The following is a 25,700-nucleotide window of genomic DNA, read 5'->3' as shown; positions in this document are numbered from 1 at the left end:
GTCGGTCACCGCTGTCGCAGCCGCCGGGCGAGTTCGACGCGGAGGTGGTCGATGCCCGCGCCGGTCCGCGCGGAGACCGGCACGGCCTCGGGGTGGACCCGGCACAGCGCGTCCACCCACTCCGACGGGGCTACGTCGATCTTGTTGAGGACCAGCAGCTCGGGGACGTCCCGGGCGCCGATCTCGTGCAGCACGCCGTGCACGGTGGTGATCTGGTCCAGGGCGTCGGGCGCGGCGGCGTCGACCACGTGCAGGGTCAGGTCGCTGCGGGTGACCTCCTCCAGCGTCGACCGGAACGCGTCCACGAGCTGGTGCGGCAGGTGCCGGACGAAGCCCACCGTGTCGGTGACGGTGTAGGTGAGCTGGCCGGTGCTGATCCGTCGCACGGTGGGGTCGAGGGTGGCGAACAGGACGTCGCGCACCTGGGCGTCGGCGCCGGTGAGGCGGTTGAGCAGGGCGGACTTGCCGGCGTTGGTGTAGCCGGTGATGGAGACCGACGGCACCTGGTTGCGGGCCCGCCGGCTGCGGGTGCGCTCTCGTCGCCGGGCCAGCTCCGAGGCGTTGCGGCGCAGCCGGGTGGCCCGCTGCCGCAACGTGCGCCGCTGGCTCTCCAGGCGCATCTCACCGGGACCACGGACACCCATTCCCGCTCCGCCGGCCATCCGGCCGCCACCCACCCGTGACATCGAGCGGCCGTCGCCCCGCAGGCGGGGCAGTTGGTACGCGACCTGCGCCAGTTCCACCTGCACCCGCCCCTCGCTGGTGCGGGCGTGCTCGGCGAAGATGTCCAGGATCAGCGCGGTGCGGTCGACGACCCGCACGCCGACCCGCTCCTCCAGGTTGCGCACCTGGCCGGGGGTCAGCTCGCCGTCGGCGATCACCAGGTCGGCGTGCGACCGCTCGGCGAGGGCGGCCAGCTCGTCGACCTTGCCCGAGCCGACGTAGGTGGCCGGGTCGGGCGTGGGCCGGTTCTGCACCAGCTCGTCGGCGACGGTCAGGCCGTCGGTGTCGGCGAGCCGGCGCAGCTCCGTCAGGGAGGTCTCCGAGCCCGGTCCGCTGTCGGCGGCGCCCTCCTGCCCGCGGACCGCCACCAGCACCGCCGTCGGCCGCTCCCCCGGCGTGCCGGCGTCCGGGCCCAGCAACCACGATCCCGCCATCGTCCACCTCACCTCGTCTCGGGTGGTGTCCGCCTACCCCTGCCCCGGCCGACCATGCCGACGACCGTCGGTGACGCGCAGGTGTAGGGCCGGTTTTCCGGGGTAGGGAAATCTGCGGGTCAAGACATGCGCCCTCCAGCCCCCGCCGCGCGGTCCGCGCGTGCACGGGACGGGCGATCCCCCGGTCCACGGCGGAGGGCGTCATGTCGACAGCTCCGGTCCCCACGACGAACCGAGCCGGTCCCGCCTGCCGGGGCAGCGGCCGGCTCCGCGCGCCCATCGTGTCGGCCTCCGCGCTTTCTCACTAAGACAACCCATTTGGGCGGTTCCTCGCCGGATCTGCGGGTAGGAACCAGCTGCGCACCCCCCGACGCGAATGGAGAGACGATGTTCAATCCACTGGATCACAAGGGAATCCCCCTGGAGAGCCAGATCCGCAACTGGCGCGAGCTGAACGTCGAACCGACCGACCCGGAGGCGGTCGACCCGTACACCCGGTGCCGGATCATCACGATGAACGGTATCGAGGTCGAGGCGATCAACTTCCAGCACCAGTTCGCCCGCAACTGCCCCGACCAGGAGGTCCGCCGGCAGTTGGCGTACGTGCGGTACGTGGAGAGCCAGCAGCAGCGGGTGGTGAACTGGCTGCTGCCCGGCGTGGCGAGCGTGCTGGAGACGACGCTCGGCTACGAGCAGGTCGCCGTCGACCTCACCGCCTGGGTGGCCCGGCACGAGCCCGACCCCTACCTGAAGCAGGCGTACGAGTTCGGCGTGCTGGAGGACTTCGACCACCTGTACCGCTACGCCAACCTCTACGAGATGGTGGAACGGCGCAAGGCCGAGAAGATCGTTGACGGGCTGACCGAGGTCATGCCGGGCCGGCCCACCGTGCAGGAGCACCGGCACCCGTTCGACGAGGTCCGCACCCCGTACGACCGCAACTCGGTCGACCCGCGCTCCAAGCTGAACGCGCTGACGATCCTCTCCGCCGAGCAGCAGGTGATGTTCTACTACATGAACGTCGGCCCGCAGTACATGGAACCGATCGCGCGCCAGCTCTACCAGGAGATCAGCCTGATCGAGCAGGAGCACGTCACCCACTACGAGTCGCTGCTGGACCCGGGCGAGAACTGGTGGGAGCGGCTGCTGACCCACGAGTACAACGAGTGCTGGCTCTACTACTCCTTCCTCCAGCAGGAGACCGACCCGAAGGTCAAGGCGGTCTGGGAGCTGCACCTGCAGATGGAGCTGGCCCACCTCCAGCAGGCGGCCGACCTCCTGCGCCGCCACGACGGCCGGGAGCCCGAGCAGGTCGTCGGCAGCGCCGGCCTGCCCGAGCCGCTGACCTTCGAACCCAACAAGGACTACCTGCGCCACCTGCTGGCGACCCAGGTCGACCTGACGAAGCTCGGTGAGGGCTACGTACGGGAGGCGCACGAACGCTTCGAGTGGATGCAACGGCAACTGCACGACGGCCAGCAGCCACCGAGCGAGCAGGTCATCGAACTGCACCGGGAGCGCTTCGGCGACGAGTACCGCATCGAGACCGAGGGGCCGCACCCGGTGGAGGGGCTCCGCGCGCGAGGTGGCAGCCATGCCTGACACCGACGCGCCGGCCACCCCGGGCCCCGAGGAGGACGTGGTCGACCTGCTGCTCGCCCAGCACGCGCAGGTCGAGCAGCTGTTCCTGCTGGTCATCGGCAGCACCGGCGACACCCGCCGGGAGGCCTTCGACGACCTGGTCAAGCTGCTCGCCGCGCACGAGACCGCCGAGGAGGAGGTGATCCACCCGCTCGCCCGGACCCTGCCCGGCGGCAACGACGCGCTGGTCGACGACCGGCTCGACGAGGAGCGGCAGGCCAAGGAGACGCTGCGGACCCTGATCGCCGGCGGCGTCGACGCCGACGGCTTCGACACCGGCATCATCCTGCTCCGCGACGCGGTGCTCACCCACGCCCGCTACGAGGAGCGCTACGAGTTCCCCCAGCTGCGCCAGCACGTGCCGGCCGGTCGGCTGCGGGCCCTGGCAGCCACCGTACGTGCCGCCGAGGCGACCGCACCGACCCGGCCACACCCGGGCGCCCAGTCGGCCAAGGGCAACCTGGCGGCCGGTCCCGCCCTCGCGGTCATCGACCGCGTTCGGGACGCGATCCGAAAGCCCTCGGACAGCTGACCCCGACCCGGCCCGCGGAAACACCCAGGAAGGACAGGACATTGAGCGGCAACCAGTACCAGGAGCAGGACCCGAAGGAGCAGTACCGCGGGCCCGACGAGCAGACCGGCGGCCAGCAGTCGGCCCCCGGCATCACGAAGGAGATGCCCGACGAGCCGGACCACGGTGAGGAGAGCTACCAGGGCACCGGCCGGTTGACCGGCAAGCGGGCGGTGATCACCGGCGGCGACTCCGGCATCGGCCGGGCGGTCGCGATCGCCTTCGCCCGCGAGGGCGCCGACGTGCTCATCGCCTACCTGCCGGAGGAGGAGGACGACGCACGGCAGACCGCGCAGCTGGTCGAGAAGGCCGGCCGCAAGGCCGTCACCGTCCCCGGCGACATCCGCGACGAGGCGCACTGCGGCGAGATCATCTCGCGGGCGGTGAGCGAACTCGGCGGTCTGGACATCCTGGTCAACAACGCGGCGTACCAGATGTCGCAGCCCGGTGGGATCATCGACATCACCACCGAGCAGTTCGACCAGGTGCTCAAGACCAACCTGTACGCCATGTTCTGGCTCTCCAAGGCGGCGGTGCCGCACATGGAGCCGGGCTCCACGATCATCAACACCGCGTCGATCCAGGGCTACCAGCCCTCCCCCGACCTGCTCGACTACGCCACCACGAAGGCCGGCATCATCGCCTTCACCAAGGGCCTCGGCGAGGGCCTGGCCGCCCAGGGCATCCGGGTCAACGCCGTCGCCCCCGGACCGATCTGGACCCCGCTGATCCCGGCCACCATGGCGGAGGAGAAGGTCGAGTCGTTCGGCAAGGACGTGCCGCTGGGCCGCGCCGGGCAGCCGGCCGAGGTGGCGCCGGCGTTCGTCTTCTTCGCCTCGCAGGAGTCCAGCTACATCACCGGCGAGGTGCTCGGCGTCACCGGCGGCAAGCCGCTGGCCTGACCCTCGTCCGCCGCCTCCGACGGGTCGCCCACGCGGTGTCGTGGGCGACCCGTCAGGCCGTTGCGGGTGCGTTGGATCAGCACGACGCAGCCCAGCACCACCAGCGCCGCCGCGACCGAGGCGGGGGTGACGCTCTCGCCGAGCAGCAGCGCCGCCCAGCCGAGGGTGAGCACCGGCTGCGCGAGCTGGACCTGACCGATCCGCGCGATGCCGCCCCGGGCCAGGCCCGCGTACCAGGCGAAGAAGCCCAGGAACATGGAGACCACGGTGAGGTAGCCGAACGCCGACCAGGCGGCGGCGTCGGCGCGCGGCGGGTGGGCCGCGGCGGCGACGACCGTGGTGGGCAGGGTGACCGGCAGCGAGAGCAGCAGCGCCCAGCAGATCGTGCGGGCGCCGCCCAGCTCGCGGGCGAGCGCGCCGCCCTCGGCGTACCCCAGGCCGCAGAGCACGACCGCCGCGAGCAGGAACAGGTCGGCCGGGGCGATGGCGCCGCGTACCGCACCGCTGGCGCCGAGGAAGGTCAGCACGGCCAGCAGCCCGCCGGCGCTGGCGACCCAGAACAGCGGCGGCGGGCGCTCACCGGCCCGCAGCACCGCGAACACGGCGGTCGTGGCGGGCAGCACGGCGATGACGACCGCGCCGTGGGCGGAGGTCTGGGTGAGCAGCGCCAGCGAGGTGAACAGCGGGAAGCCGGCGACGACGCCGAGGGCGACGATGGACAGCCGCCGCCACTGACCGCGGGTGGGTCGCGGCGCGCCGGTGAGACGCAGGTACGCCCCGGCCAGCAGCGCCGCGCCGACGGCCCGGCCGAAGGCGACGAACCACGGGTCGAGCTGCTGCACGGCGACCCGGGTGGCGGGCAGCGACATGCTGAAGGCGAGCACGCCCAGCGCGCCGAGGGCGAGGCCGACCAGGCGATCCGCTGTTACGGGGGTGGTGACGATAGCGCTACTCTGCCTTCTCATGGATAACGGTAACGCAGCCGAACGCGTGATCCAAGATCTACGCGGGCTCGTGGCCGTCGCGGCTCCCGGCGCGCGACTGCCCTCCGTACGCCAGCTGACCGCCCGGCACCAGGCGTCGCCGGTCACCGTCGCCGAGGCGCTCCGGCAGCTGGTGGCTCAGGGGCTGATCGAGACGCGCGCCGGCAGAGGCACCTTCGTGGCGGCGCCGCCGGACGAGCGGCGCGTCCCCGACCTGTCCTGGCAGACCGTCGCGCTCGGCCCTCGCCTGCCGGGCGAGGACGAGATGCAGGCGCTACTGGCGTTACCGCCCTCGGGAGCGATCCCGCTGTCCGGCGGCTACGTGGACGCGGAGTTGCAACCGGCCGCCGCGCTCGGCGCCGCGCTCACCCGGGCCGCCCGGCAGCCCGCGTCCTGGCAGCGCGGGCCGGCCGAGGGGCGCGAGGATCTGCGCGCCTGGTTCGCCCGTGAGGCCGGGGCCGGGCTGCGCGCCGACGACATGGTGATCTGCCCCGGCGGGCAGGCCGCGCTGTCGTCCGCGCTGCGGGCGCTCACCGCCCCCGGCGACACCGTGCTCGTCGAGTCCCCGACCTACCTGGGCGCCCTGGCCGCCGCCCGGGCCGCCGGACTGCGGGTGGTGCCCGTGCCCGCCGACGCCGACGGCGTACTCCCCGACCAGCTCGCCGCCGCGTTCGCCCGCACCGGCGCGCGGCTGTTCTACTGCCAGCCACTGCACGCCAACCCGCACGGCGCGACCCTGGCCGGCCCCCGCCGGGCCCCGGTCGCCGAGGCGGTCCGCGACGCCGGGGCGTTCCTCATCGAGGACGACTACGCCCGCGACCTCACCATCGACGGCGAGGCCCCGCCCCCACTGGCCGCCGACGACCCCGACGGGCACGTCGTCTACCTGCGCTCACTGACCAAATCGGCCGCTCCCGGGCTGCGCGTCGCCGCGATCGGCGCCCGCGGCCCGGCCGGCGCCCGCCTGCGGGCGGCCCGGCTGCTCGACGACCTCTTCGTGGCCGGCCCTCTGCAACAGGCGACGCTGGAGTTCGTCACCGCCCCGGCCTGGGCACGCCACCGCCGGGCCCTGCGCACCGCGCTGCGGACCCGGCGCGAGGCGCTGCTGACCGCGCTCCGCCGGCACCTGCCGGAGCTCGTCCCGCAGGTCGTCCCCCGCGGCGGCCTGCACCTGTGGACCCGCCTACCCAACGGCACCGGCGACGTCGCGCTGGCCGCCGCCGCGGCCGCCGAGGGCGTCGTCGTCTTCCCCGGCCGCCCCTGGTACGCCGCCGAACCACCGGCCCCGCACCTGCGCCTGACGTACGCCGCCGCCCCGGCCGACCTCATGGACGAGGCCGTCCGTCGCCTCTCCCGCGCCCTGCGCGGCGCGACAGCGTCTCGTCAGCCCGGCGGGTGACGTATCGGGTTCGCCGCTCGGCACCGACCACGCCCACCTAGCATCAGGGTGCCGGCCGGCGACCCGCTGCGGTCTCGTGGGCCGGGCATGCCTCCCCCACCCGCGTCGCTCGCGCCGCGGGCCCTCAGCGCCGCGCTCCTGGTCGACGGGAGCTCCGCCCGACCCGGCGCAGCCGTCCCCGGCCTTCGTTCCCCCGGTCGGTGCACGGCCTGCCCCTGCTGCGAACACCCGTCCGCGGGGACGCGTCCTCGTTCAGAAGGAGAACCACCATGCCTGACAGCGAACTCGTCCTCATCCCCGGAGCCGGTGGGGTGGGCCGCGCGGTCCTCGACCACCTGCGGGCGCAGGACGTGCCGGTGCGCGTGATGGTCCGCCGCGAGGACGACCGCTCGGCCGAACTGCGCGCCCTGGGAGTGGATGTCGTCCTCGGCGACCTGACCCGGCCCGAGAGCGTCGCGGCCGCGCTGGAGGGGGTGGGACGGATGTACTTCGCGATGCCGGTGTCACCGGACCATCTGCTGGCGGCGACCGTGGTGGCCACCGTGGCGCGGGAGCACGGGCGGCTGGCGGCCCTGGTGGCCATGTCGCAGATGACCGTGTCCCAGATGACCGCCACCAGCACCGCCGAGTCGCACCAGCAGCGGCTGCACTGGCTGGCCGAGCAGGTGCTGAACTGGTCGGGTCTGCCGGTGGTGCACATCCGGCCCACGTCGTTCCTGGACAACCCGCTGTTCACCACCCTGGCGGCGCACTCGATCCGGGCCAGCGGCACGATCGCGCTGCCCTCGGCACCGGACGCACCTCGCCGGTCGCCGTGGCGGACGTCGCCCGGGTGGTCGCCACGGTGCTCGGCGACCCGGCTCCGCACATCGGTCACGTCTACGAGCTGACCGGTCCACGCGCGATCGACATGACGCAGATGGTCGAGGAGTTCTCCCGGGCACTGGGACGCCCGGTGTCCTACGTGGACGTGCCGCTGGACCGGTGGGAGTCCGAGACGCTCGCGAAGGCCGGCCTGCCGTCGCACACCGAGAAGCACATCGCCACCATGGCCCGCCTGCACCGGGAGAACCGCTACGACCGCGCGACCGACGACGTCGAACGCCTGACCGGGGTGCCCGCCCAGACGGTCGAGGCGTTCGTGGCCGCCCGCCGGGACTTCTACCTGGGCTGAGCCCGCCCCTCGCCGGGGCCGACGGTCAGACCACCGTGAGCAGCAGCCGGCCCGTGAAGGAGGTCTGCAGCCGACGGTGCGCCTCCGCCGCCTGCCCCAGCGGGAACTTCTCGGCGACGTGCACCTCGAACGGTCCCGCCTCGATGAGTTCGTTGAGCCGCTGCAACTGCCGGGGGCCGGTCTCGCCGTCGTACGCCCGGACCGTCACGCCGGGCCGCTCGCCCGGTTCCGGTTGCACCCCGTGCGGATACGCGAGCACACCACCGTCGCGCAGCGCCTCGGCGAGCTTGTCCAGCGTCCTGCCACCGACCATCGCCAGCAGCCCATCGACGCCCTCCGGCGCCACCTCCCGGATCCGCGCGAGCACCTCGGCGGGGTCACCGTGGCCCTCCAGGGCCAGGTCGGCGCCGAGCCGGGTCACCAGTGCCACCCCCTCCGCCCGGGACGCCACGGCGATCACCTTGAGTCCCTGCCGCTTGGCCAGCTGCAGAGCCAGGTGTCCCTGTCCGCCGCTCGCGCCGAGGATCAGCACCCACGCGCCGGCGGGCAGGCCGAGCGTGTCCAGGCCGGACAGGGCGGTCAGCGCGTCGGTGGGCATGGCCCCCGCGTGCTCCACCGGCAACCCCGCCGGCAGCTTCGCGACGTACTCCGCCTTCGTCGCGGCGTACTCCGCGTAGAACCCGCCCTTCGGCCGGGTGTAGCCGTACACGTAGACCACGTCGCCCACGGCGACGTTGGTCACCTGCTGTCCGACGGCGGCGACGCTGCCGACGGCCTCGGCGCCGGGCACGATCGGGAACGCGCTTCCCTCGGGCACCAGCTTGCCCTCCCGGGTGAGGGCGTCCCACACGCCCACGCCGGCGCTCCACACCTTGATCAGGACCTCGCTGGTGGCGATCTTGGGCACCGGCAGGATCCGCAGGGTGATCACCTCCGGGCCGCCGAACTCGTCGAAGGCCGCGGCCTGCATCCGCTCGGGCACGTCGCCGTCTGCCATCGGAATTCCTCCCTGCCCCGGTGTCGTGCGGGCACCGGCGGCGTCGAAGGCAGCATGCCGTGCCCCCGTCGCGGTCGGTCCCGGCCCACGCACCGTTCACCCGGTCGGGCTACCGGCCGCGCACCCACGGGCGCGGCGCCGGACGCGGCGCGGGTGATCGCGCGGGCCGGTCGGCGGCGGCACCGCGCCGGTCAGGCCGGTCGGGCGAACGCGGCCACCGCCGTCCGGTGGAGCAGCTCCTCCGCCGCCTCCCAGCTCCAACCCGACTCGTGCACCAGGGTGTGCCAGCTGTTCGGCCCGAAGAGCAGCCAGAGCAGGTCGGCTGTCTGCTCCGGGTCGAGCCCGGGCGGGAGTTGGCCGAGGGCGTGCAGGTGTCCGGCGACCGCGCGCAGTGCCTCGCGGTAGACCTCGGTGGCCCGGCGCCAGAGGTCCTCGCCCGACTCGTGGACCGGGAGGGCCTGGCGGACGGCGGTCAGGGCGGTCTCCTGACTCCGGTTGCCCGCACCCGTGCCGCGCGCGAGGAGGCGTAACGCCTCCTCCGGCGAGTCGGTGCGCGAGATCTCCTCGACCGTGCGGCGGTAGCCCGAGGCCGCCACGGCCTCGTCGACGATCCGGTCGAGGATCTCCGCCTTGTTGCCGGCGCTCGCGTACACCGTCCGGACGGCGACTCCGGCGGAGGCGGCAATGTCGGCCACCGTGATCCGGGCGTACCCGTGCTCGGCGAAGAGCGCCGTCGCGCAGCGCAGGATCGTCTCGCGGGTCGCCGCCGCTGCCCGGTCCCGGTACGGGGAGACGTAGCTGCGCTTCTCGGACATGACGGGAAGCTACCGCACCCGCCGCGGGGCGCCGGCGCCCTGGACGGCCGGGCCGGTCGGCCGGCGCCCGGCGCCACCTCCGGTTTGGCTCAGATGCTCTGCTTTCATTGCATGTATCCTTACCTCAAATTACCGACGCTCGGATAGGGGCACGCCCGATGCAGATCGACGAGACAGCGCCGCGGGACCGGCCCGAGGTGGCGCAGATGATCGTCATCCACAAGGCGCTGCGTCGGGAGTTCCGGCTGCTGCCGGGCATCGTGGCCGGGGTCCGCGCCGGCGACCGGAGTCGGGCGGCCTTCGTCGCCGCCCACGCCCGCCTCCAGTTGATGTTCCTGCACGCCCACCACGACAGCGAGGACCGGCTGATCTGGCCGATCCTCGCGCAGCGGACGACGGTGACCGAGGACATCCTCGACGTCATGCAACGCCAGCACCACGCCGTCGACGAACTCGTCACCGAGGTGCGGCCCCTGCTGGCCGACTGGACCCGCCGGGCCGACGCCCCCACGCAGCAGCGGATCATCGCGGTGCTGGAGACCCTGCACACGGCGCTCGAGGAACACCTGGACGTCGAGGAGACCACGGTCCTGCCCCTCATCCAGCGGCACCTGACCGTGGCCGAGTGGACCGCCACCGTCAAGGACGCCGAGAAACACCTCCCGAAGAACCCCCGGTCCGGACTGCTGCTCGCCGGGGCCGTGCTGGAGGACTCCACCCCCGCCGAGCGGCGGTGGTTCCTCAACGAGTTGCCCGGCCCGGCCCGGCTCATGTGGCGACTGCTCGGCGACACCCTGTACCGCAGCCACCTCCGCAGGACGCGCGGCCCCGCCGCCGCGTGACCGGACTCCCCACCAGCGATCACGCGAGGCGTGTCGCCACACAGTGGACAACCGCCGGCCGGACCCACACCCGGCGCCGGCAGCGAAGTGATCGCGCCGATATGCTCTCCGGTCTGGCTCGGGGAGGAGATCGACATGTGGCCGTTCAAGAGGCGCCGGCAGCCCGCCGGCCTGGTGATCGACCCGGCGTACGGTGACCCGCAGGCGCGGGCGATCATCGACGCGCTGGAGGCCCGGGACTGGCGTACGACCCGGGACATGCTCGCCGCCACCACCGATCCGGACAGCCGCGCCTACCTGATGGAGGCCGTGGCCGGCGTCGACGGCGTGCAGGACTGGATCGACGAATGGGTCTCCGCCGAACCGCACTCGACGCTTCCGGTGCTGGTCCGCGGCTGCCACGCGGTGTTCTGGGCCTGGGAGGCTCGGGGCGGCAAGCGCGCCGAGCTCACCAGCCAGGACCAGTTCCGGGAGTTCCGCCGCCGGCTGCGGATCGCCGAGAACTCGCTGGACGAGGTCGTCGACCGGGACCCGGACGACGTCACCGCCCGGACCTGGCTGGTCACCTCCTCGCGGGGCCGGCAGGTCGACCACGACGAGGCCCGCGCCCGCTTCGACGAGGTGGTGAAGCGACACCCGGGTCACGTCGTCGCGCACGAACAGCGGCTGCAGTACCTGTGCCCCAAGTGGTTCGGCGACGAGGAGCAGATGTTCGGCTTCGCCCGGGAGACCACCGCGGCCGCACCCGAGGGCAGCCTGCTGCCGGAGTTGCTGGCCGTCGCGCACGTCGAGAAGTGGCTGCGGGTGCCGGTCGAGGAGAGCGACGCGTACATGCAGTCCGACGAGGTACGCGCGGACCTGTTGGCCGCGGCAGAGAAGTCGATCTTCAATCCGGCGTTCCGGCCCACCTTCGGCTGGGTCCCCCGGGCGAGCGTGTTCGCGCTGGGTCTGGAGCTGGCCCACGAGTTCGAGGCCGCGGCGCGGGTGTTCGAGCTACTCGGTGACCACGTCAGCCAGTGGCCCTGGAACTACGTGGACGAACCCGTCACGGCCTTCACGAGGTCGCGGGACTGGGTGTACGAGAACCTGTCCTGACCCCGTACCTCAGCCTCGGCCGGAACCGGTGCGGCCCGTCGCGGGCGGTCTTTCCGACGGTGGTGTCGGGCCCGGCCCACGGGCGCACCGTGGGCCGGGTGCGACACCGGAACCCCGGCGGACGTCCGTCAGCGCAGCCGCCGGGCGGTGAACCGGGCCGGCGGCGCGGCGATCGCGTCCTGGGCCGCGATCAGCTGGAGCTCCCGGGTGCCCGCCGCGAGGGTCGCCTCCAGGACGGCGAAGACGCTGCCGACGGTGCGTTCCAGCGCGGTCGCCGGTGAGCCCGTCGTCCGCAGGTGCGCCAGGTACAGCGCCGCGGTGATGTCGCCGCCGCCGTTGGGGTTGATCGGCAGCAGCGGCGTGGTCACCGCCCAGGCGCCCTCGTCCGAGACGGCCACCACCTCCAGGGAGCCCGCCGGCACGTCGCCGTGCAGCACGCTGGTGACCAGGACGTGCCGCGGTCCTGTCTCGCGCACCGCGTCGACCGCCGCCAGCACCTCCGGCAGCGAGTTCGTCGCACGGCCGGCGAGGAAGTCCAGCTCGAAGTGGTTCGGCGTGATGATGTCCGCGCGCGGCACGACGACGTCCCGCAGGTACTCGGGGATGCCCGGTCGGACGAAGATCCCGCGGTCGACGTCGCCCATCACCGGGTCACAGCAGTACACCGCGTCGGGGTTGGCCGCCTTGACCTTCTCCACCGCGTCGAGGATCACCGCGCCCATCGCCGGGTCACCCTGGTAGCCCGACAGCACCGCGTCGGCGCTGCCGAGGACCCCGCGGTCCGCGATGCCCGCGATGACCTCGGCCACGTCGGCCGGCGCCAGCAGCGGCCCGCGCCACGCGCCGTACCCGGTGTGGTTGGAGAAGTGCACGGTCAGTACCGGCCAGACCTCGTGCCCGAGCCGCTGGAGGGGGAAGGCGGCCGCCGAGTTGCCGACGTGGCCGTAGGCGACCGAGGACTGAATGGACAGGATCTTCACCGGCCCATCATGGCGGTTCCCGCCGGTGCCGCGCGTACCGCCCGCCGTTTCTGTCGGGTCACCCACTCCGCGCCCCCACGAGGCCGGGGCCACGCACCGCACGGTGGTGGCCCCGGATCCAGGGCCGGCTCCGGTCAGGCGCCGACGTAGGCGGCGAGGTGCTCGCCGGTGAGGGTGGAGCGGGCGGCGACGAGGTCGGCGGGGGTGCCCTCGAAGACGATCCGGCCGCCGTCGTGACCGGCGCCGGGACCGAGGTCGATGATCCAGTCGGCGTGCGCCATCACCGCCTGGTGGTGCTCGATGACGATGACCGACTTGCCGGAGTCGACGAGCCGGTCGAGCAGGCCGAGCAGGTGCTCGACGTCGGCCAGGTGGAGGCCGGTGGTCGGCTCGTCGAGGACGTAGACCGCGCCGTCGGTGGCCATGTGGGTGGCCAGCTTGAGCCGCTGCCGCTCGCCGCCGGAGAGCGTGGTGAGCGGCTGGCCGAGGCTGAGGTAGCCCAGCCCGACGTCGGCGAGCCGGTGGAGGATGGCGTGCGCGGCCGGCGTACGCGCCTCGCCGGCACCGAAGAACTCCTCGGCCTCGGTCACCGACATCGCGAGCACCTCGCTGATGTTCCGGCCGCCGAGGTGGTAGTCGAGCACCGAGGCCTGGAACCGCCGCCCCTCGCACTCCTCGCAGGTGATGGCGACGCCGGCCATCATCGCCAGGTCGGTGTAGATGACGCCGGCGCCGTTGCAGCTGGGGCAGGCGCCCTCGGAGTTGGGGCTGAACAGCGCCGGCTTCACGCCGTTGGCCTTGGCGAACGCCTTGCGGATCGGGTCGAGCAGGCCGGTGTACGTCGCCGGGTTGCTGCGCCGCGAGCCCTTGATCGCTCCCTGGTCGACCGAGACCACCCCGTCCCGGCCCGAGACCGAGCCCTGGATCAGGGAGCTCTTGCCTGATCCGGCCACACCGGTGAGCACCACCAGCACGCCGAGCGGGATGTCGACGTCGACGTCCCGCAGGTTGTGGGTGCGGGCGCCGCGCACCTCCAGCACTCCCGACGCGGTGCGCACCGACGGCTTCAGGGACGCCCGGTCGTCCAGGTGCCGCCCGGTCAGGGTGCCGCTGGCCCGCAGCCCGTCGACGGAGCCCTGGAACACCACCTCACCACCGGCGGTGCCGGCGGCGGGGCCGAGGTCGACGACGTGGTCGGCGATCGCGATCGCCTCCGGCTTGTGCTCCACGACGAGCACCGTGTTGCCCTTGTCCCGCAGCCGCAGCAGCAGGCCGTTCATCCGCTGGATGTCGTGGGGGTGCAGGCCGATGGTCGGCTCGTCGAAGACGTAGGTGACGTCGGTGAGTGACGACCCGAGGTGGCGGATCATCTTGGTGCGCTGCGCCTCGCCGCCGGAGAGGGTGCCCGACGGCCGGTCGAGCGAGAGGTAGCCCAACCCGATCTCCACGAACGAGTCGAGGAGATGTTGCAGCCCGGTCAGCAGCGGGGCCACCGACGGCTCGTCGAGGCCCCGGACCCAGTCGGCCAGGTCGCTGATCTGCATCGCGCAGACGTCGGCGATGTTCTTCCCCTCGATCTTCGAGGACCGGGCCTCCTTGCCGAGTCGGGTGCCGTCGCAGTCGGGGCACGTCGTGAACGTCACCGCCCGCTCCACGAAGGCGCGGATGTGCGGCTGCAACGCTTCGACGTCCTTGGACAGGAACGACTTCTGGATCTTCGGGATCAGCCCCTCGTACGTCAGGTTGATCCCGTCGACCTTGATCTTGGTCGGCTCCTTGTGGAGCAGGTCGTACAGTTCCTTCTTCGTGTACTTCCGGATCGGCTTGTCCGGGTCGAAGAAGCCGGCGCCGCGGTAGATCCGGCCGTACCAGCCGTCCATGGTGTAGCCGGGGATCGTCAACGCGCCCTCGTTGAGCGACAGGCTGTCGTCGTAGAGCGCGGAGAGGTCGAAGTCGGTGACCGAGCCCATGCCCTCGCAACGCGGACACATGCCGCCGAGCCGGGTGAAGTTCGCCTTCTCCGTCTTCGTCCGGCCGGCGCCGCGCTCGACGGTGATCGCGCCGCTGGCCTTCACCGAGGGGACGTTGAACGAGTACGCGTTGGGCGAGCCGATGTGCGGCTTGCCGAGCCGGCTGAAGAGGATGCGCAGCATCGCGTTGGCGTCGGTGGCGGTGCCGACGGTGGAGCGCGGGTTGGCGCCCATCCGCTCCTGGTCGACGATGATCGCGGTGGTCAGGCCGTCCAGCACGTCGACCTCGGGCCGCGCCAGCGTCGGCATGAAGCCCTGCACGAAGGCGCTGTAGGTCTCGTTGATCAACCGCTGCGACTCCGCGGCGATCGTGCCGAACACCAGCGAGCTCTTGCCCGAGCCGGAGACGCCGGTGAAGACCGTCAGCCGGCGCTTCGGGATCTCGACGCTGACGTCCTTGAGGTTGTTCACCCGCGCGCCCTGCACGCGGAGCACGTCGTGGCTGTCGGCACCGTGCGGCGCGGGCGACCCGGTGCCCGTCCTCGTGGCCATGCTCATCTGTCTCCCCCTGTGAGGCGGGGCCGCCCCCGCGTCCCCGTCGGCGTCGCCGGGCTCGATCTAACCAGCTTCGCGCGGGCTCGCGTGCACCTCCTCGCCGGCACCACGTCGGCGGCGCCGGTCGCTGTGGATCGGACACCGCCGACATCTCACCCGTCCGGCGCCTCGGTGGCCGTCAACACCGTCAACGAGACGGGCCGACCCTGCGTGTACCGCGGTTCGGCCAGCGTAGCGGCGACGTCGGCGAGCACCTCCCGGGCCCGCGGTGGGTCCGCAGTATCACAGGTGGCCTCGCCCACTGCCCTCACACCTTGGCGGTACGCACCTCACCCGCGCGGTGCAGGACGAAGGCGGTGACCACTCCCACAGCGACGATCACGGCGAGCAGCGCGAACGTCACGACCGGGGGCAGGCCGGGCAGCAGGACCGCGACCACGGCCGGCACCCCCAGTCCGGGCCAGATCACCGCCGCCCGGATCCGCCGGCTCAGCGACGCCAGCATGACGGCGGAACTGAGCAGGTAGCCACCCAGACCCACCGCGAGGACCCCGCGGGTACCGGCCGACAGGTGGTCGTCGGCGGCGTGCCCGATCGCGTGTTCCAACCCGACCGCCACGGCGGCCAACGAGATGGCGATCGGCAGGTGCAGGTAGACGTAGACGTCGTGGACGCCCTGCCGGGTGGGCTCGCCGCCCTCCTCCACCAGGCGCCGTTTGGCGGCACCGCCGGAGAGGTCGAAGTAGGACCACCACAGGCCGGCGACCACGATGAACGCGCACGTCGCGGTGAGCACCACCGAGGGCCGCCAACCCCCGTCGTGCACGCCGGTCACGGCGGCGCCGACGGACTCCCCGAGCACCAGGATGACGAAGAGGGCGAAGCGTTCCGGCAGATGCTCCAGGTGCAGCGGCGCGGCGTCGCGCAGCCAGGAGACGGCGAGCGGCCCCACCTGGTCGACCAGGACGCCGACGCCCCACAGCACGTACCGGCCGGGCGCCGCGACGGCCACCGAGGCCAGCCAGATCAGCGCGCCCACCGCGTGGGAGAACAGGTACGGCCGGATGGTGGAGCGGGAGTCGGCGACGTGCCGCCAGGCCCGCAGGTAGCCGACGATGAGCACCAGCCGGACCAGCGCGTACGCCAGGGCGAACCACCGCCCGGTCTGCTCGTCGATGCCGTCCACCGAGGCCGCCATCCCCACCACCCCGGCCATCGCGGTCAGGGTGAGCAGCCGGAACACCGCGTCGTCGGTGTCGAAGCGGTTCGCGTACAGGGTGGTGCTGGCCCAGGCCCACCAGCCGATGGTGAGCACCGCGGCGAACTGCAGCCCACCGGTCCACGTCTCGTCCGCGGCCAGCAGGTCGGCGCAGCGCGCCACGAAGAGCACGAACGCCAGGTCGAAGAAGAGCTCCAGTTTGGTGGCCGAGCGGTTGGACGCCCGGTTGAGGCCGGGCGGGCGTAACGGCTCGATCTGCTCGGCCTCCTCCTCGTCGAGGCGTCGGCGTTCCTCGCCGTCCCGGTCCTGCCGTACGTCGCCCATCGCGCTCTCCCCAGCCTCCACGTCCCCGCGGTCAGTGGATCACGGCAGCGGACCGGCCGCCCGACGGTCGCCGGGACCGAGGAGGTCCGCGATGGCGGCGATGCCGGACCGGATGGCGTGTTCGTTGAGGTCACCGAAGCCGAAGACGATGGCGGGACGGTCGTTCGTGCCGTGGGCCCGGTACCCGATGTCGGGCGGCTGAACGCGCCGGCCCACGACCGCCTCCGCCCCGGTTGAGGGCCCGCCGACGGACCGCCGGGGCATGGTCGCGGTGGTAACGGGAAGGGCAGTGCCGCCAGCGGGACGACCGAGGAGGCGGTGCCATGACGGACACATCGCGCACAGGGTCGGGTAGTGGACGGTCGGGGGCGGGCGGCGGCTTCGCCGTCGTGGAGCTGTTCACCTCCCAGGGCTGCAACAGCTGCCCACCCGCGGAGAAGGTGCTGTCCGGGATCGACCACGACGCGCGGAAGCGGGGGCAGGCCGTCTACGCCCTGGGTTTCCACGTCGACTACTGGGACCATCTGGGCTGGGCCGACCCGTACGGCGACCCGGCGCACACCCTCCGGCAGGAGGCGTACGCCCGGGCCTTCGGCGCCGGCGGGTTGTACACGCCGCAGATGGTCGTCAACGGCACCGTCGAGTTCGTCGGCTCCAACCGCCAGGCGGCGTCCTCGGCGATCGCGTCCGCCCTCAACGAGCCCGCCGCGACGTCGCTAGAGCTGTCGGTCGCGGACGTCGTCGAGGAGACCGGCGGCGGGCGCCGGGTGGTGGTGGACTATCAGGCCGAGCGACCGCCCCCGCGCGCGGTGTTGAACGTGGCGGTCGTGGAACGGGGCCTGGAGAACGACGTCCCCCGGGGAGAGAACGCCGGGCGGCGGCTGCGGCAGGACGGCGTGGTGCGGGCCTTCAGCTCCGCGCGGCTGGACCTGGGACGGGGGCGGGTCGAACTCACGGTGCCGCCGGAGGTCGACCCGCGACACGCCTCGGTGGTCGGCTACGTGCAGGGCGACGGTGACAGGGCCATCGCCGGCGCCACGGCCGTCGACGTGTCGGCGGGGTGACCGTGCGGCTGCCTCCCGTCACGGTCGAGCGGTGGGTGAACTCGCCGCCGCTGACCCCCGCCGACCTGCACGGGCGGGTGGTCCTGGTCGACATCTGGGAGTACACCTGCGTCAACTGGATCCGCACCGCGCCCTACGTCAAGGCGTGGCACCGTGACTACGCGGACCTGGGCCTGACCGTCGTCGGCGTGCACGCCCCCGAGTTCGTGTTCGGCCGGCACGCCGAGAACATCGACCGGGCGATCCGCGACCACGGGCTCACCCATCCCATCGCGATCGACAACGACTTCACCTTCTGGCGGGCCCTGCGCAACGACGCCTGGCCGGCGAAGTACCTCTTCGACCCCGATGGTCTGCTCGTCGGCCGGTGGGTTGGCGAGGGCAGCTACGAGCGGGTGGAGTCGGAGATCCGGCGCCTGATCGAGATCCGGGCGCCCGGGACCGGGCTGCCGCCGGTCAGCCCCGAGGCGATGACCTTCGCCAGGACGGGGCAACCGACCTACGTCGGCATCACCCCCGAGACGTACCTCGGCGCCGACCGGCGCGTGCCGGGCAGCTTCACGGTGGCCGGCGACTGGCTCAGCGGGGGCGAGTACGTCGAGCTCGCCAGCGGCACCGGCGAGCTCACGCTGCCCTTCAACGCCGGCGAGGTGAACCTCGTGGTCGACCCGGGGCCCGCCGGAAAGGCCACGGTTCAGGTGCTGCTGGACGGGAATGCGATCGCCGACGGGCGCGGCCCCGACGTCGACCCGGACGGCGTGGCGCGGATCGACAGGGCGGCCATGTTCCGGCTCGTCGCCGGTGCGCGCCGCGACGACCACCGGCTCACCCTCGTCACCGACCAGCCGGGCTTTCGCGCGTACGTCTTCACCTTCGGCCCATAGGGCGTGTCCTGATGTTCGAGCACCGGGGACGGGAGCGGAGCGATGACTGAAAAGGCGATTCTGGCCGGCGGTTGCTTCTGGGGGATGCAGGATCTCATCCGGAAGCGCCCCGGCGTGGTCACCACCAGGGTGGGATACACCGGCGGGGAGGTGCCGAACGCGACCTACCGCAACCACGGCACCCACGCCGAGGCGGTGGAGATCGTCTACGACCCCGAACAGTTGTCCTACCGGGACCTGCTCGAGTTCTTCTTCCAAGCCCACGACCCGACGACGAAGAACCGTCAGGGAAACGACGTGGGGGTCAGCTACCGGTCGGCCATCTTCTACCTCGACGAGGAGCAGCGGCGGGTCGCGGAGGACACGATCGCCGACGTGGACGCCTCCGGCCTGTGGCCCGGCAAGGTGGTCACCGAGGTCAGCCCGGCCGGCCCCTTCTGGGAGGCCGAGCCGGAGCACCAGGACTACCTGGAGAAGAACCCCGGTGGTTACACCTGTCACTACGTCCGGCCGGACTGGAAGCTCCCCCGCCGGAGCGAGAACGCCACCTGATACCCGGCCCGGTGCAGGTGGATCTTCGATGAACTGAACGAGAAGGAGGCCCACGTGGCTGCCAAGACGCAGACGCTGACCCGCACCACCACCGATGTCCGGCCGTTCCGCGTGGAGTTCCCGGAGTCGGACCTCGAGGCGCTGCGGGCGCGCATCGCGGCCACCCGCTGGCCCGAGAAGCAGACCGTCGACGACCAGTCGCAGGGCGTGCCGCTGGAGACGAGCCAGGCGCTCGCCCGCTACTGGGAGAAGGAGTACGACTGGCGCAAGGTCGAGGCGCGGCTGAACTCCGTGCCGAACTTCATGACCGAGATCGACGGGCTCGACATCCACTTCCTTCACATCCGGTCGAAACATGACGACGCGCTGCCGCTCATCGTCACGCACGGGTGGCCGGGCTCGATCATCGAGCAGCTGAAGATCGTCGGCCCACTCACGGACCCGACGGCGCACGGCGCGGACGCGTCGGACGCCTTCCACCTGGTGATCCCCTCGCTGCCCGGCTTCGGCTTCTCCGGCCAGCCGACCGAGCCCGGCTGGGGCCCGGAACGCATCGCCAGCGCCTGGATCGAGCTGATGAGTCGGCTCGGCTATTCGCGGTTCGCCGCGCAGGGCGGCGACTGGGGAGCGCTCATCACGGACGTCATGGCCCTGCAGGCGCCTGAGAAGCTGATCGGCATCCACACCAACATGCCGGGCGTCGTCCCTCCCGAGATCGACACGTTGCTCCAGTCCGACATCACCGGAGCGGGCAACGCGCTGGCCGAGCTGCCGGCCGACCTCTCCGCCGAGGAGCGGCGGACGTGCGAGCAGCTCAACTTCTTCTGGAAGCATTCCGCCTACGCGCTGATGATGGGCACCCGCCCGGAGACGCTGACCGGATTCGCGGATTCGCCCATCGCCCTGGCCAGCTACATGATCGACCATGACGCGGCCAGCCTGGACCTGATCTGCCAGGCCTTCGCCGGAAAGCCCGTCGGCCTCACGCGGGACGACGTCCTCGACAACGTCACGCTCTTCTGGCTGACGAACACCGGAGTCTCCGCGGCGCGCATCTACTGGGAGAACAAGCTCTCCTTCTTCGCCGCCAAGGGCGTCTCCGTCCCGGCCGCCGTGAGCGTCTTCCCGAATGAGATGTACGAGACGCCCAGGAGCTGGGCGGAGCAGGCGTATGCCAACCTCATCCACTACAACAAGCTCGACCGGGGCGGGCACTTCGCGGCCTGGGAGCAGCCGGAGCTGCTGACCGGGGAGCTCCGCACCGCCTTCCGGTCGCTGCGCCAGTGAGTCCGCGGTGACCGGTCGCTCCGGCGACCGGCGCGCGGGCTGACCCGGGTCGTGCCAGCAGCTCATCCTGCTCGCACGACCCGCGGTCATGGTCGCGCCCGGACCCTCACGTGCCGCAGTACGTGCGGTAGGAGCCGAAGTCGGGCGGCGCGGCAGCGGCGTAGCGCTCCAGGCCGGGGCGCTCGTCGTAGGGGGCGGTCACCGCCTCCACCAGCCGTTCGAGCGGGCGCAGGTCTCCGTGCGTGGCGGCGGCGAGGGCCTCCTCGACGAGATGGTTGCGGGGGATGTAGATCGGGTTGACCCGGTCCATCGCGTCGGCGTCCGGGCTCAGGGCACGCCAGCGCGCCAGCCAGTCGTCGATCGCCACCGGGTCGGGGAAGAGGCGACGCGTGGGCTCGGCGTCGTCGCGAGCGGCGCCGGCCAGCGCGCGGAAGAACGACGTGTGATCGACCCGGCCGCTGTGCAGCAGGGTGAGCAGCTCGTCGGCCAGCGGTACGACGCGGGTGGGATCGAGGGCGTCCGGCAGGCCGAGCTTGGCCCGGATCCCGGCCGACCAGGCGGCGCGGTACCAATCGGGGAACCGGTCGAGCGCGGCCGTCGCGAGGACGACCGCCCGCTCCTGATCTTCGTGCAGGAGGGGCAGGACTGCCTCGGCGAGCCGGGCGAGATTCCACTGGGCCGCGAGGGGTTGCCTGCCGTAGGCGTAGCGCCCGGCCTGGTCGATGGAGCTGTAGACGGCGGCCGGGTCGAACGCCTCCATGAAGGCGCACGGTCCGTAGTCGATGGTCTCGCCCGAGATCGTCATGTTGTCGGTGTTCATCACCCCGTGGACGAACCCGACGAGCATCCAGCGGGCCACCAGCGACGCCTGGGCGGCGATGACCGCCTCCAAGAGCGCCAGGTACGGCTGCTCCGTCTCGGCTGCCTCCGGGTGGTGCCGGGCGATGGCGTGGTCGGCGAGGCGGCGCAGGAGATCCGCGTCGCCGGTGGCCCGGGCGTACTGGAAGCTTCCGACGCGCAGGTGGCTGCTGGCGACCCGGGCGAGCACCGCGCCCGGCAGCGGGGTCTCGCGGTGCACCGTGCGCCCGGTGGCCACCACGGCCAGGGAGCGGGTCGTGGGGATGCCGAGCGCGTGCATGGCCTGGCTGACCACGTACTCGCGCAGCATCGGACCGACCACGGCCAGGCCGTCGCCTCCGCGCGCGAACGGGGTACGCCCGGAGCCCTTCAGGTGCAGGTCGCGGAGCTGGCCGTCGGCGTCGACGAGCTCGCCGAGCAGCAGCGCCCGCCCGTCGCCGAAGCGCGGGACGAAGTGGCCGAACTGGTGTCCGGCGTAGGCCTGCGCCACCGGCCTGGCGCCGTCGGGCACGCCGGCGCCGACCAGCAGGCGCACGCCGTCGCGGCTCCGCAGCCAGGCGGGATCCAGGCCCAGCGTGGCGGCCAGCGCCTCGTCGAGCACGAGCAGCCGCGGATCGGGCGGCTCGTCGGCCTGCCAGGGCACCGCCATCTCCGCCAGCTCGCGTGCGAAGCGGTCATCGAAAGTTACGGTCGGTGACGGTTCGTTACTCACTCATCGACAGTACGTGCTTCACCACCTCGACCGCCCGGCCACGGCCTCCCGGATCGGCCGGCCACCGAGCGGGACCTGCGGCGTCCGGCTCCGCCCGGCACGCGAACAGTGGCGCAACCGGCGATCCGGCTCTAGGCTCGCCTGTGGGTCAAGCCACGCGCCCACCTCACCCGAACCGGGAGGTCGGCTCGCCATGCCCCATTCATCGATGACAGATCCGCAGCGGCCGCCCGGCCGTGACGTACGTGTCGTCAACGCCACGGGCGAGATCGATCTCGAGACGGCTCCCGCGTTGAGAGCGGCGTTGACCGCCGCCGTCCGGGAACACCCCTGGGTCTGCTGTGACCTGAGCGGCGTCACCTTCTGCTGCGCGGCCGGCGTGAACGTCCTGATCGAGGTCGCGAACGAGGCGGCCCGCGTAGGGCACCGGTTCGACGTCCGCGGCGCCCGCGGTGGGACCGCCCGGGTCCTCGACATCACCGGCGCCGGCGTCCTCCTGACCGGCGGGAGCGCGCGGTGGACGGGGCAGCAGGCGACACGACCAACCGATCGGTCAGCGGCACCCGATCTCGGGCAGCCACCGGAGGTCGTCAGCGCTGCGTGAGGGTCGAGACATGTGCCCTCAGGTGGTCGTCCGTCCCCGGCCGAGGCTCGATGAGCACGAAGCCGACCGACCTCCCGCACCTGCGCCGAATGACCCGGAGCTGCCTCAAGACTGGAATTGGCGCAGGACGGTCGAGGCCGTCGCGGTCAGTGGCGATCCCGGCGGAGTGGACTCCACCAGCCGCTGATAGGCCTCGACGACGGAGAGCCCGTGCTGTCCGATGAGGACGCCCAGGGCGCGCTGAATCAGGTCCTGGCAGTGCAGGGCACCACGTAGGCCGGCGACGAGCTGCCGGCTTCCGGCGTCCACCGACGGCAGGGGTGGCAGGTCACCGGCGGGCTGGTAACAGGCCTGCACGTGCCGTACCAGGGCCGCCATCGCGACGGCGTCACGGGCGTAGAGGTTGAGCGCGGCGACCGTCGCACCGCTGCTGGCGAAGAGCGGAACGGACAGCGACGCCCGCACGCCGTTCTGCCACGCGACGTCACGGAACCGTGGCCAGACCAGGGCACCGGCCATGTCGGGCACCGCCACCGGCTCGCCCGAGCGCAGCGCCATCAGGCAGGGCCCGTCGTCCTGCGCGTACTGTGCCAGGTCCGCGGCCTCGGCCGTCCAGTCGCTGGCGGCCTGCGTCAGGTGGTCACCGTGCCGGGCGACGGTGACGGAGACGTGGTCGGCCGGGTCGACCAGGGCGGCGCAGGACCGGACGATCCTCGCGAGCAGCATCGGCACCGACGGGGATTCGTCCGGAAGACCGGCCAGGGCCACGAGGTGGTTGGTGAGATCACCGGACGACGGCTCGAGCCAGGACGCAGCTCTCACGTTTCTCCTTGCTCCACCGGGGTCGACCGAGGCCGCACACCGGAATCCGTCTGCGGATGTACCAGCTGATCCGGTGCCCCGCGGAGCGGCGGAGGAAACCACCGTGAGTGAATCAGTCGCGCCCGGTGCCGACGGCGCGGGAGACGAGTGCCGCGGCGACGTCCCGGACCTTGCGGTTGGTGTCCTGCGAGATCTTCGACAACAGCGCGAACGCCTCCTCCGGCGAGCAGCGCCGCTCGCCCATGATGATTCCCTTGGCCTGTTCGATCACGGCCCGGCTCCGCATCGCCTCCCGCATCTGCTCCGCGAGCGTGGCGGTGGTGTCGTAGAGGTGGGCATTGGCCAGGGCGACGGCGGCGTACGCGGCGAACCGCTCGGCAACGTCGATCGCCTCCGCGTCGAAGGCGTGGGCCTGCCCGCCGTAGACGTTGAGGGCCCCCACGACGGCCTCCTGGATCGGCAGGCCGACCGAGAGCGAGCTACCGACCTCCCGGCTGTGCGCGTACTCCGCCCACTCCGGCCACCGTTTCTCGGTCGCCATGTCCGGCACGCTGATGGAGTCACCGCTCGGCGAGGAGTCCAGGCAGGGACCGAAGCCCCGCTGGTACTGCCAGTCGTCGAGGTCGCGGGCAGGTCGCTGGTGGACACCACGGTTCGCGTGTCGCCGCCCCGGATCAGCGTCACCGAGACGTCCCGGGTTCCGGGGATGGCCCGGTTGGCCAGGTCCGCGATCCGCTGCAACATCTCATCGAGACCGACCTGGTCCAGCCTGATCGCTCCCAGCTCGGCGAAGGCGCTCTGCGGGCTGACCGACGACGGTCCCATGGTTCTCCTTGTCCTCCGGCGTGGCCCCTCGTACTCGGCCCGGGCAGCGGGTCCGCGGCTGACGTCGATGCCCCGCGAACCGCCTCGGGTGCCGTACCCGGTCCCCGTGCTGCTCACACCGCCGTGCTGTCCGGGACGCGCCCCGGCCAACGGCACGCGGGGGCGCCGCTGCCGTCGTCGGAATCGCCCCTGGTTCGCCGTTGCGGCCCGGCTGCGGTTTGTCTGCCGAACCCAGGGGTACCACCTGCGGTGCTTCGACGGGATTCGGGGCGAGACGTCCGCCGGCCCGCTGGTACAGGAGGCATCTGATGCAGGCAATGGTCTATCGCGGCCCGTACCGGGTGCGGGTGCAGGAGAAGGATCGCCCCGCGATCGAGCACCCCAACGACGCGATCGTGCGGGTGACCCGGGCGGCGATCTGCGGATCGGACCTCCACCTGTACCACGGGATGATGCCCGACACGCGGGTCGGGACGACCTTCGGTCACGAGTTCGTCGGCGTGGTCGACGAGGTGGGGCCGTCGGTCCGGAACGTGCAGCCCGGCGACCGGGTGATGGTGCCGTTCAACGTCTTCTGCGGGTCGTGCTTCTTCTGCGCCCGGGGCCTCTTCGGCAACTGCCACAACGTCAACCCGAACGCCACGGCCGTGGGCGGCATCTACGGCTACTCGCACACCTGCGGCGGATACGACGGCGGCCAGGCCGAGTACGTCCGCGTACCGTTCGCCGACGTCGGCCCGAGCCTCATCCCGGAGTGGCTGGACGACGACGACGCCGTCCTGCTGACCGACGCGCTCGCCACCGGCTACTTCGGTGCGCAGCTCGGCGACATCGTCGAGGGTGACGTGGTGGTGGTCTTCGGGGCCGGTCCGGTGGGCCTCTACGCGGCGAAGTCGGCCTGGCTCATGGGCGCCGGCCGGGTCATCGTCATCGACCATCTTCAGTACCGATTGGAGAAGGCGGAGTCGTTCGCCCACGCCGAGACCTACAACTTCGCCGAGTACGACGACATCGTCGTACACCTCAAGAAGATCACCGATCATCTCGGCGCCGACGTGGTCATCGACGCGGTGGGCGCCGAGGCGGACGGCAGTTTCCTCCAGCACGTGACCGCCGCCAAGCTGAAACTGCAGGGCGGGTCGCCGGTGGCACTCAACTGGGCGATCGACTCGGTGCGCAAGGGCGGCACGATCTCGGTGATGGGCGCCTACGGGCCGATGTTCAGCGCCGTGAAGTTCGGCGACGCCTTCAACAAGGGGCTCACCCTGCGGATGAACCAGTGCCCGGTGAAGCGGCAGTGGCCGCGCCTGTTCGACCACATCCGTAACGGCTACCTCAATCCCAGCGACATCGTGACCCACCGCATCCCGCTGGAGCACATCGCCGAGGCCTACCACATCTTCTCCGCCAAGCTCGACGGCTGCATCAAGCCGCTGATCGTCCCGAACGCCGCCTGAGAAGACCGGGA

General features: G+C 72.2%; 25 protein-coding genes. 14 read left to right on the top strand and 11 right to left on the bottom strand.

Annotated elements, in window-relative coordinates:
- Nucleotides 1–5: 5 nt before the first annotated feature.
- Nucleotides 6–1,157, bottom strand: coding sequence for a GTPase HflX (hflX, locus tag V6U79_RS09135; RefSeq protein ID WP_334522022.1), 1,152 nt, complete (start codon nucleotides 1,155–1,157; stop codon nucleotides 6–8).
- A 387-nt stretch (nucleotides 1,158–1,544) separates the two neighbouring features.
- On the opposite strand from hflX, the gene V6U79_RS09130 reads away from it, so the two are divergent.
- Genes V6U79_RS09130 through V6U79_RS09120 form a run of 3 tightly spaced genes read left to right on the top strand, consistent with a single transcriptional unit; the run spans nucleotide 1,545 to nucleotide 4,271 of the window.
- Entirely contained in the window at nucleotides 1,545–2,759 is a 1,215-nt protein-coding gene (locus V6U79_RS09130; RefSeq protein ID WP_334614226.1) for a hypothetical protein, read from the top strand.
- Nucleotides 2,752–3,330 (top strand): hemerythrin domain-containing protein, encoded by a 579-nt coding sequence (locus V6U79_RS09125; RefSeq protein WP_334614225.1) that lies wholly within the window; start codon nucleotides 2,752–2,754, stop codon nucleotides 3,328–3,330. Before V6U79_RS09130 ends, V6U79_RS09125 begins: the two co-directional genes overlap by 8 nt.
- Nucleotides 3,331–3,371: 41 nt before the next feature.
- The gene (locus V6U79_RS09120) at nucleotides 3,372–4,271 is read left to right on the top strand and encodes an SDR family oxidoreductase (RefSeq protein WP_334522017.1); all 900 of its coding nucleotides are present in this window, start codon (nucleotides 3,372–3,374) and stop codon (nucleotides 4,269–4,271) included.
- Here the strand turns inward: V6U79_RS09120 and V6U79_RS09115 are convergent.
- Nucleotides 4,220–5,236 (bottom strand): DMT family transporter, encoded by a 1,017-nt coding sequence (locus V6U79_RS09115; RefSeq protein ID WP_334614224.1) that lies wholly within the window; start codon nucleotides 5,234–5,236, stop codon nucleotides 4,220–4,222. The two genes, V6U79_RS09120 and V6U79_RS09115, sit on opposite strands and share 52 nt — an antisense overlap.
- Between V6U79_RS09115 and V6U79_RS09110 the strand changes: the two genes are divergently transcribed.
- The 3 genes from V6U79_RS09110 (at nucleotide 5,235) to V6U79_RS09100 (ending at nucleotide 7,827) form a co-directional block, all read left to right on the top strand.
- Complete coding sequence (locus V6U79_RS09110; protein ID WP_334614222.1) at nucleotides 5,235–6,653, top strand: aminotransferase-like domain-containing protein; 1,419 nt, start codon at nucleotides 5,235–5,237, stop codon at nucleotides 6,651–6,653. The two genes, V6U79_RS09115 and V6U79_RS09110, sit on opposite strands and share 2 nt — an antisense overlap.
- A 269-nt stretch (nucleotides 6,654–6,922) precedes the next feature.
- A complete protein-coding gene (locus V6U79_RS09105) occupies nucleotides 6,923–7,543 on the top strand; it encodes an NAD(P)H-binding protein (protein ID WP_334614221.1) in 621 nt (206 codons plus the stop codon).
- Nucleotides 7,468–7,827, top strand: coding sequence for an NmrA family NAD(P)-binding protein (locus tag V6U79_RS09100; RefSeq protein ID WP_334614220.1), 360 nt, complete (start codon nucleotides 7,468–7,470; stop codon nucleotides 7,825–7,827). Before V6U79_RS09105 ends, V6U79_RS09100 begins: the two co-directional genes overlap by 76 nt.
- A 25-nt stretch (nucleotides 7,828–7,852) precedes the next feature.
- Here the strand turns inward: V6U79_RS09100 and V6U79_RS09095 are convergent, their stop codons facing one another.
- Together V6U79_RS09095 and V6U79_RS09090 are read right to left on the bottom strand one after the other, a co-directional pair.
- Nucleotides 7,853–8,824, bottom strand: a complete 972-nt coding sequence (locus V6U79_RS09095; protein WP_334614219.1) for a quinone oxidoreductase family protein — start codon at nucleotides 8,822–8,824, stop codon at nucleotides 7,853–7,855.
- Between the two features lie 191 nt (nucleotides 8,825–9,015).
- A complete protein-coding gene (locus V6U79_RS09090; protein WP_334614218.1) occupies nucleotides 9,016–9,639 on the bottom strand; it encodes a TetR/AcrR family transcriptional regulator in 624 nt (207 codons plus the stop codon).
- A gap of 158 nt (nucleotides 9,640–9,797) precedes the next feature.
- On the opposite strand from V6U79_RS09090, the gene V6U79_RS09085 reads away from it, so the two are divergent.
- Together V6U79_RS09085 and V6U79_RS09080 are read left to right on the top strand one after the other, a co-directional pair.
- Nucleotides 9,798–10,481 carry a hemerythrin domain-containing protein gene (locus tag V6U79_RS09085; RefSeq protein WP_334522003.1) on the top strand — a complete coding sequence of 228 codons (684 nt, stop codon included), beginning with the start codon at nucleotides 9,798–9,800 and terminating at the stop codon, nucleotides 10,479–10,481.
- 135 nt (nucleotides 10,482–10,616) lie between these two features.
- Nucleotides 10,617–11,576 (top strand): DUF4034 domain-containing protein, encoded by a 960-nt coding sequence (locus tag V6U79_RS09080; RefSeq protein WP_334522000.1) that lies wholly within the window; start codon nucleotides 10,617–10,619, stop codon nucleotides 11,574–11,576.
- A 128-nt stretch (nucleotides 11,577–11,704) separates the two neighbouring features.
- Here V6U79_RS09080 and pdxY read toward each other — a convergent pair whose 3' ends face one another.
- The 4 genes from pdxY to V6U79_RS09060 form a co-directional block, all read right to left on the bottom strand.
- Entirely contained in the window at nucleotides 11,705–12,556 is an 852-nt protein-coding gene (pdxY, locus tag V6U79_RS09075) for a pyridoxal kinase PdxY (protein ID WP_334521997.1), read from the bottom strand.
- A 134-nt stretch (nucleotides 12,557–12,690) separates the two neighbouring features.
- On the bottom strand, nucleotides 12,691–15,084 hold the full coding sequence (locus V6U79_RS09070; protein WP_334614217.1) for an ATP-binding cassette domain-containing protein: 2,394 nt from the start codon (nucleotides 15,082–15,084) through the stop codon (nucleotides 12,691–12,693).
- A 304-nt stretch (nucleotides 15,085–15,388) separates the two neighbouring features.
- Nucleotides 15,389–16,624: a low temperature requirement protein A gene (locus V6U79_RS09065; protein ID WP_334521992.1), complete on the bottom strand. Its 1,236-nt coding sequence runs from the start codon at nucleotides 16,622–16,624 to the stop codon at nucleotides 15,389–15,391.
- 39 nt (nucleotides 16,625–16,663) lie between these two features.
- Nucleotides 16,664–16,840, bottom strand: coding sequence for a hypothetical protein (locus V6U79_RS09060; RefSeq protein ID WP_334521990.1), 177 nt, complete (start codon nucleotides 16,838–16,840; stop codon nucleotides 16,664–16,666).
- Between the two features lie 107 nt (nucleotides 16,841–16,947).
- On the opposite strand from V6U79_RS09060, the gene V6U79_RS09055 reads away from it, so the two are divergent.
- From V6U79_RS09055 to V6U79_RS09040, 4 genes are read left to right on the top strand one after another with little or no spacing between them, the layout of a single operon-like run.
- The gene (locus tag V6U79_RS09055; protein WP_334521987.1) at nucleotides 16,948–17,688 is read left to right on the top strand and encodes a DUF1223 domain-containing protein; all 741 of its coding nucleotides are present in this window, start codon (nucleotides 16,948–16,950) and stop codon (nucleotides 17,686–17,688) included.
- Between the two features lie 2 nt (nucleotides 17,689–17,690).
- Nucleotides 17,691–18,572 (top strand): thioredoxin family protein, encoded by an 882-nt coding sequence (locus V6U79_RS09050; protein WP_334614216.1) that lies wholly within the window; start codon nucleotides 17,691–17,693, stop codon nucleotides 18,570–18,572.
- A 42-nt stretch (nucleotides 18,573–18,614) separates the two neighbouring features.
- Entirely contained in the window at nucleotides 18,615–19,124 is a 510-nt protein-coding gene (gene msrA, locus V6U79_RS09045) for a peptide-methionine (S)-S-oxide reductase MsrA (protein ID WP_334521981.1), read from the top strand.
- A 54-nt stretch (nucleotides 19,125–19,178) separates the two neighbouring features.
- The gene (locus V6U79_RS09040; RefSeq protein ID WP_334614215.1) at nucleotides 19,179–20,411 is read left to right on the top strand and encodes an epoxide hydrolase family protein; all 1,233 of its coding nucleotides are present in this window, start codon (nucleotides 19,179–19,181) and stop codon (nucleotides 20,409–20,411) included.
- 106 nt (nucleotides 20,412–20,517) lie between these two features.
- On the opposite strand, the gene V6U79_RS09035 is transcribed toward V6U79_RS09040, so the two are convergent.
- Nucleotides 20,518–21,981, bottom strand: a complete 1,464-nt coding sequence (locus V6U79_RS09035) for a protein adenylyltransferase SelO (protein WP_334614214.1) — start codon at nucleotides 21,979–21,981, stop codon at nucleotides 20,518–20,520.
- A gap of 208 nt (nucleotides 21,982–22,189) precedes the next feature.
- Between V6U79_RS09035 and V6U79_RS09030 the strand changes: the two genes are divergently transcribed.
- Complete coding sequence (locus V6U79_RS09030) at nucleotides 22,190–22,585, top strand: STAS domain-containing protein (RefSeq protein WP_334521975.1); 396 nt, start codon at nucleotides 22,190–22,192, stop codon at nucleotides 22,583–22,585.
- Nucleotides 22,586–22,690: 105 nt separating this feature from the next.
- Here the strand turns inward: V6U79_RS09030 and V6U79_RS09025 are convergent, their stop codons facing one another.
- Nucleotides 22,691–23,407, bottom strand: a complete 717-nt coding sequence (locus V6U79_RS09025; RefSeq protein WP_334521973.1) for a GAF and ANTAR domain-containing protein — start codon at nucleotides 23,405–23,407, stop codon at nucleotides 22,691–22,693.
- A gap of 112 nt (nucleotides 23,408–23,519) precedes the next feature.
- A complete protein-coding gene (locus V6U79_RS09020) occupies nucleotides 23,520–23,990 on the bottom strand; it encodes an ANTAR domain-containing protein (protein WP_442933761.1) in 471 nt (156 codons plus the stop codon).
- A gap of 550 nt (nucleotides 23,991–24,540) precedes the next feature.
- Between V6U79_RS09020 and V6U79_RS09015 the strand changes: the two genes are divergently transcribed.
- Nucleotides 24,541–25,689: a zinc-dependent alcohol dehydrogenase gene (locus V6U79_RS09015; protein ID WP_334521969.1), complete on the top strand. Its 1,149-nt coding sequence runs from the start codon at nucleotides 24,541–24,543 to the stop codon at nucleotides 25,687–25,689.
- The last annotated feature ends 11 nt before the right edge of the window (nucleotides 25,690–25,700 follow it).

The sequence above is a fragment of the Micromonospora psammae genome (assembly GCF_036902725.1).
Lineage (GTDB): Bacteria > Actinomycetota > Actinomycetes > Mycobacteriales > Micromonosporaceae > Micromonospora.
This window is presented reverse-complemented; position numbering and strand designations above follow the sequence as displayed.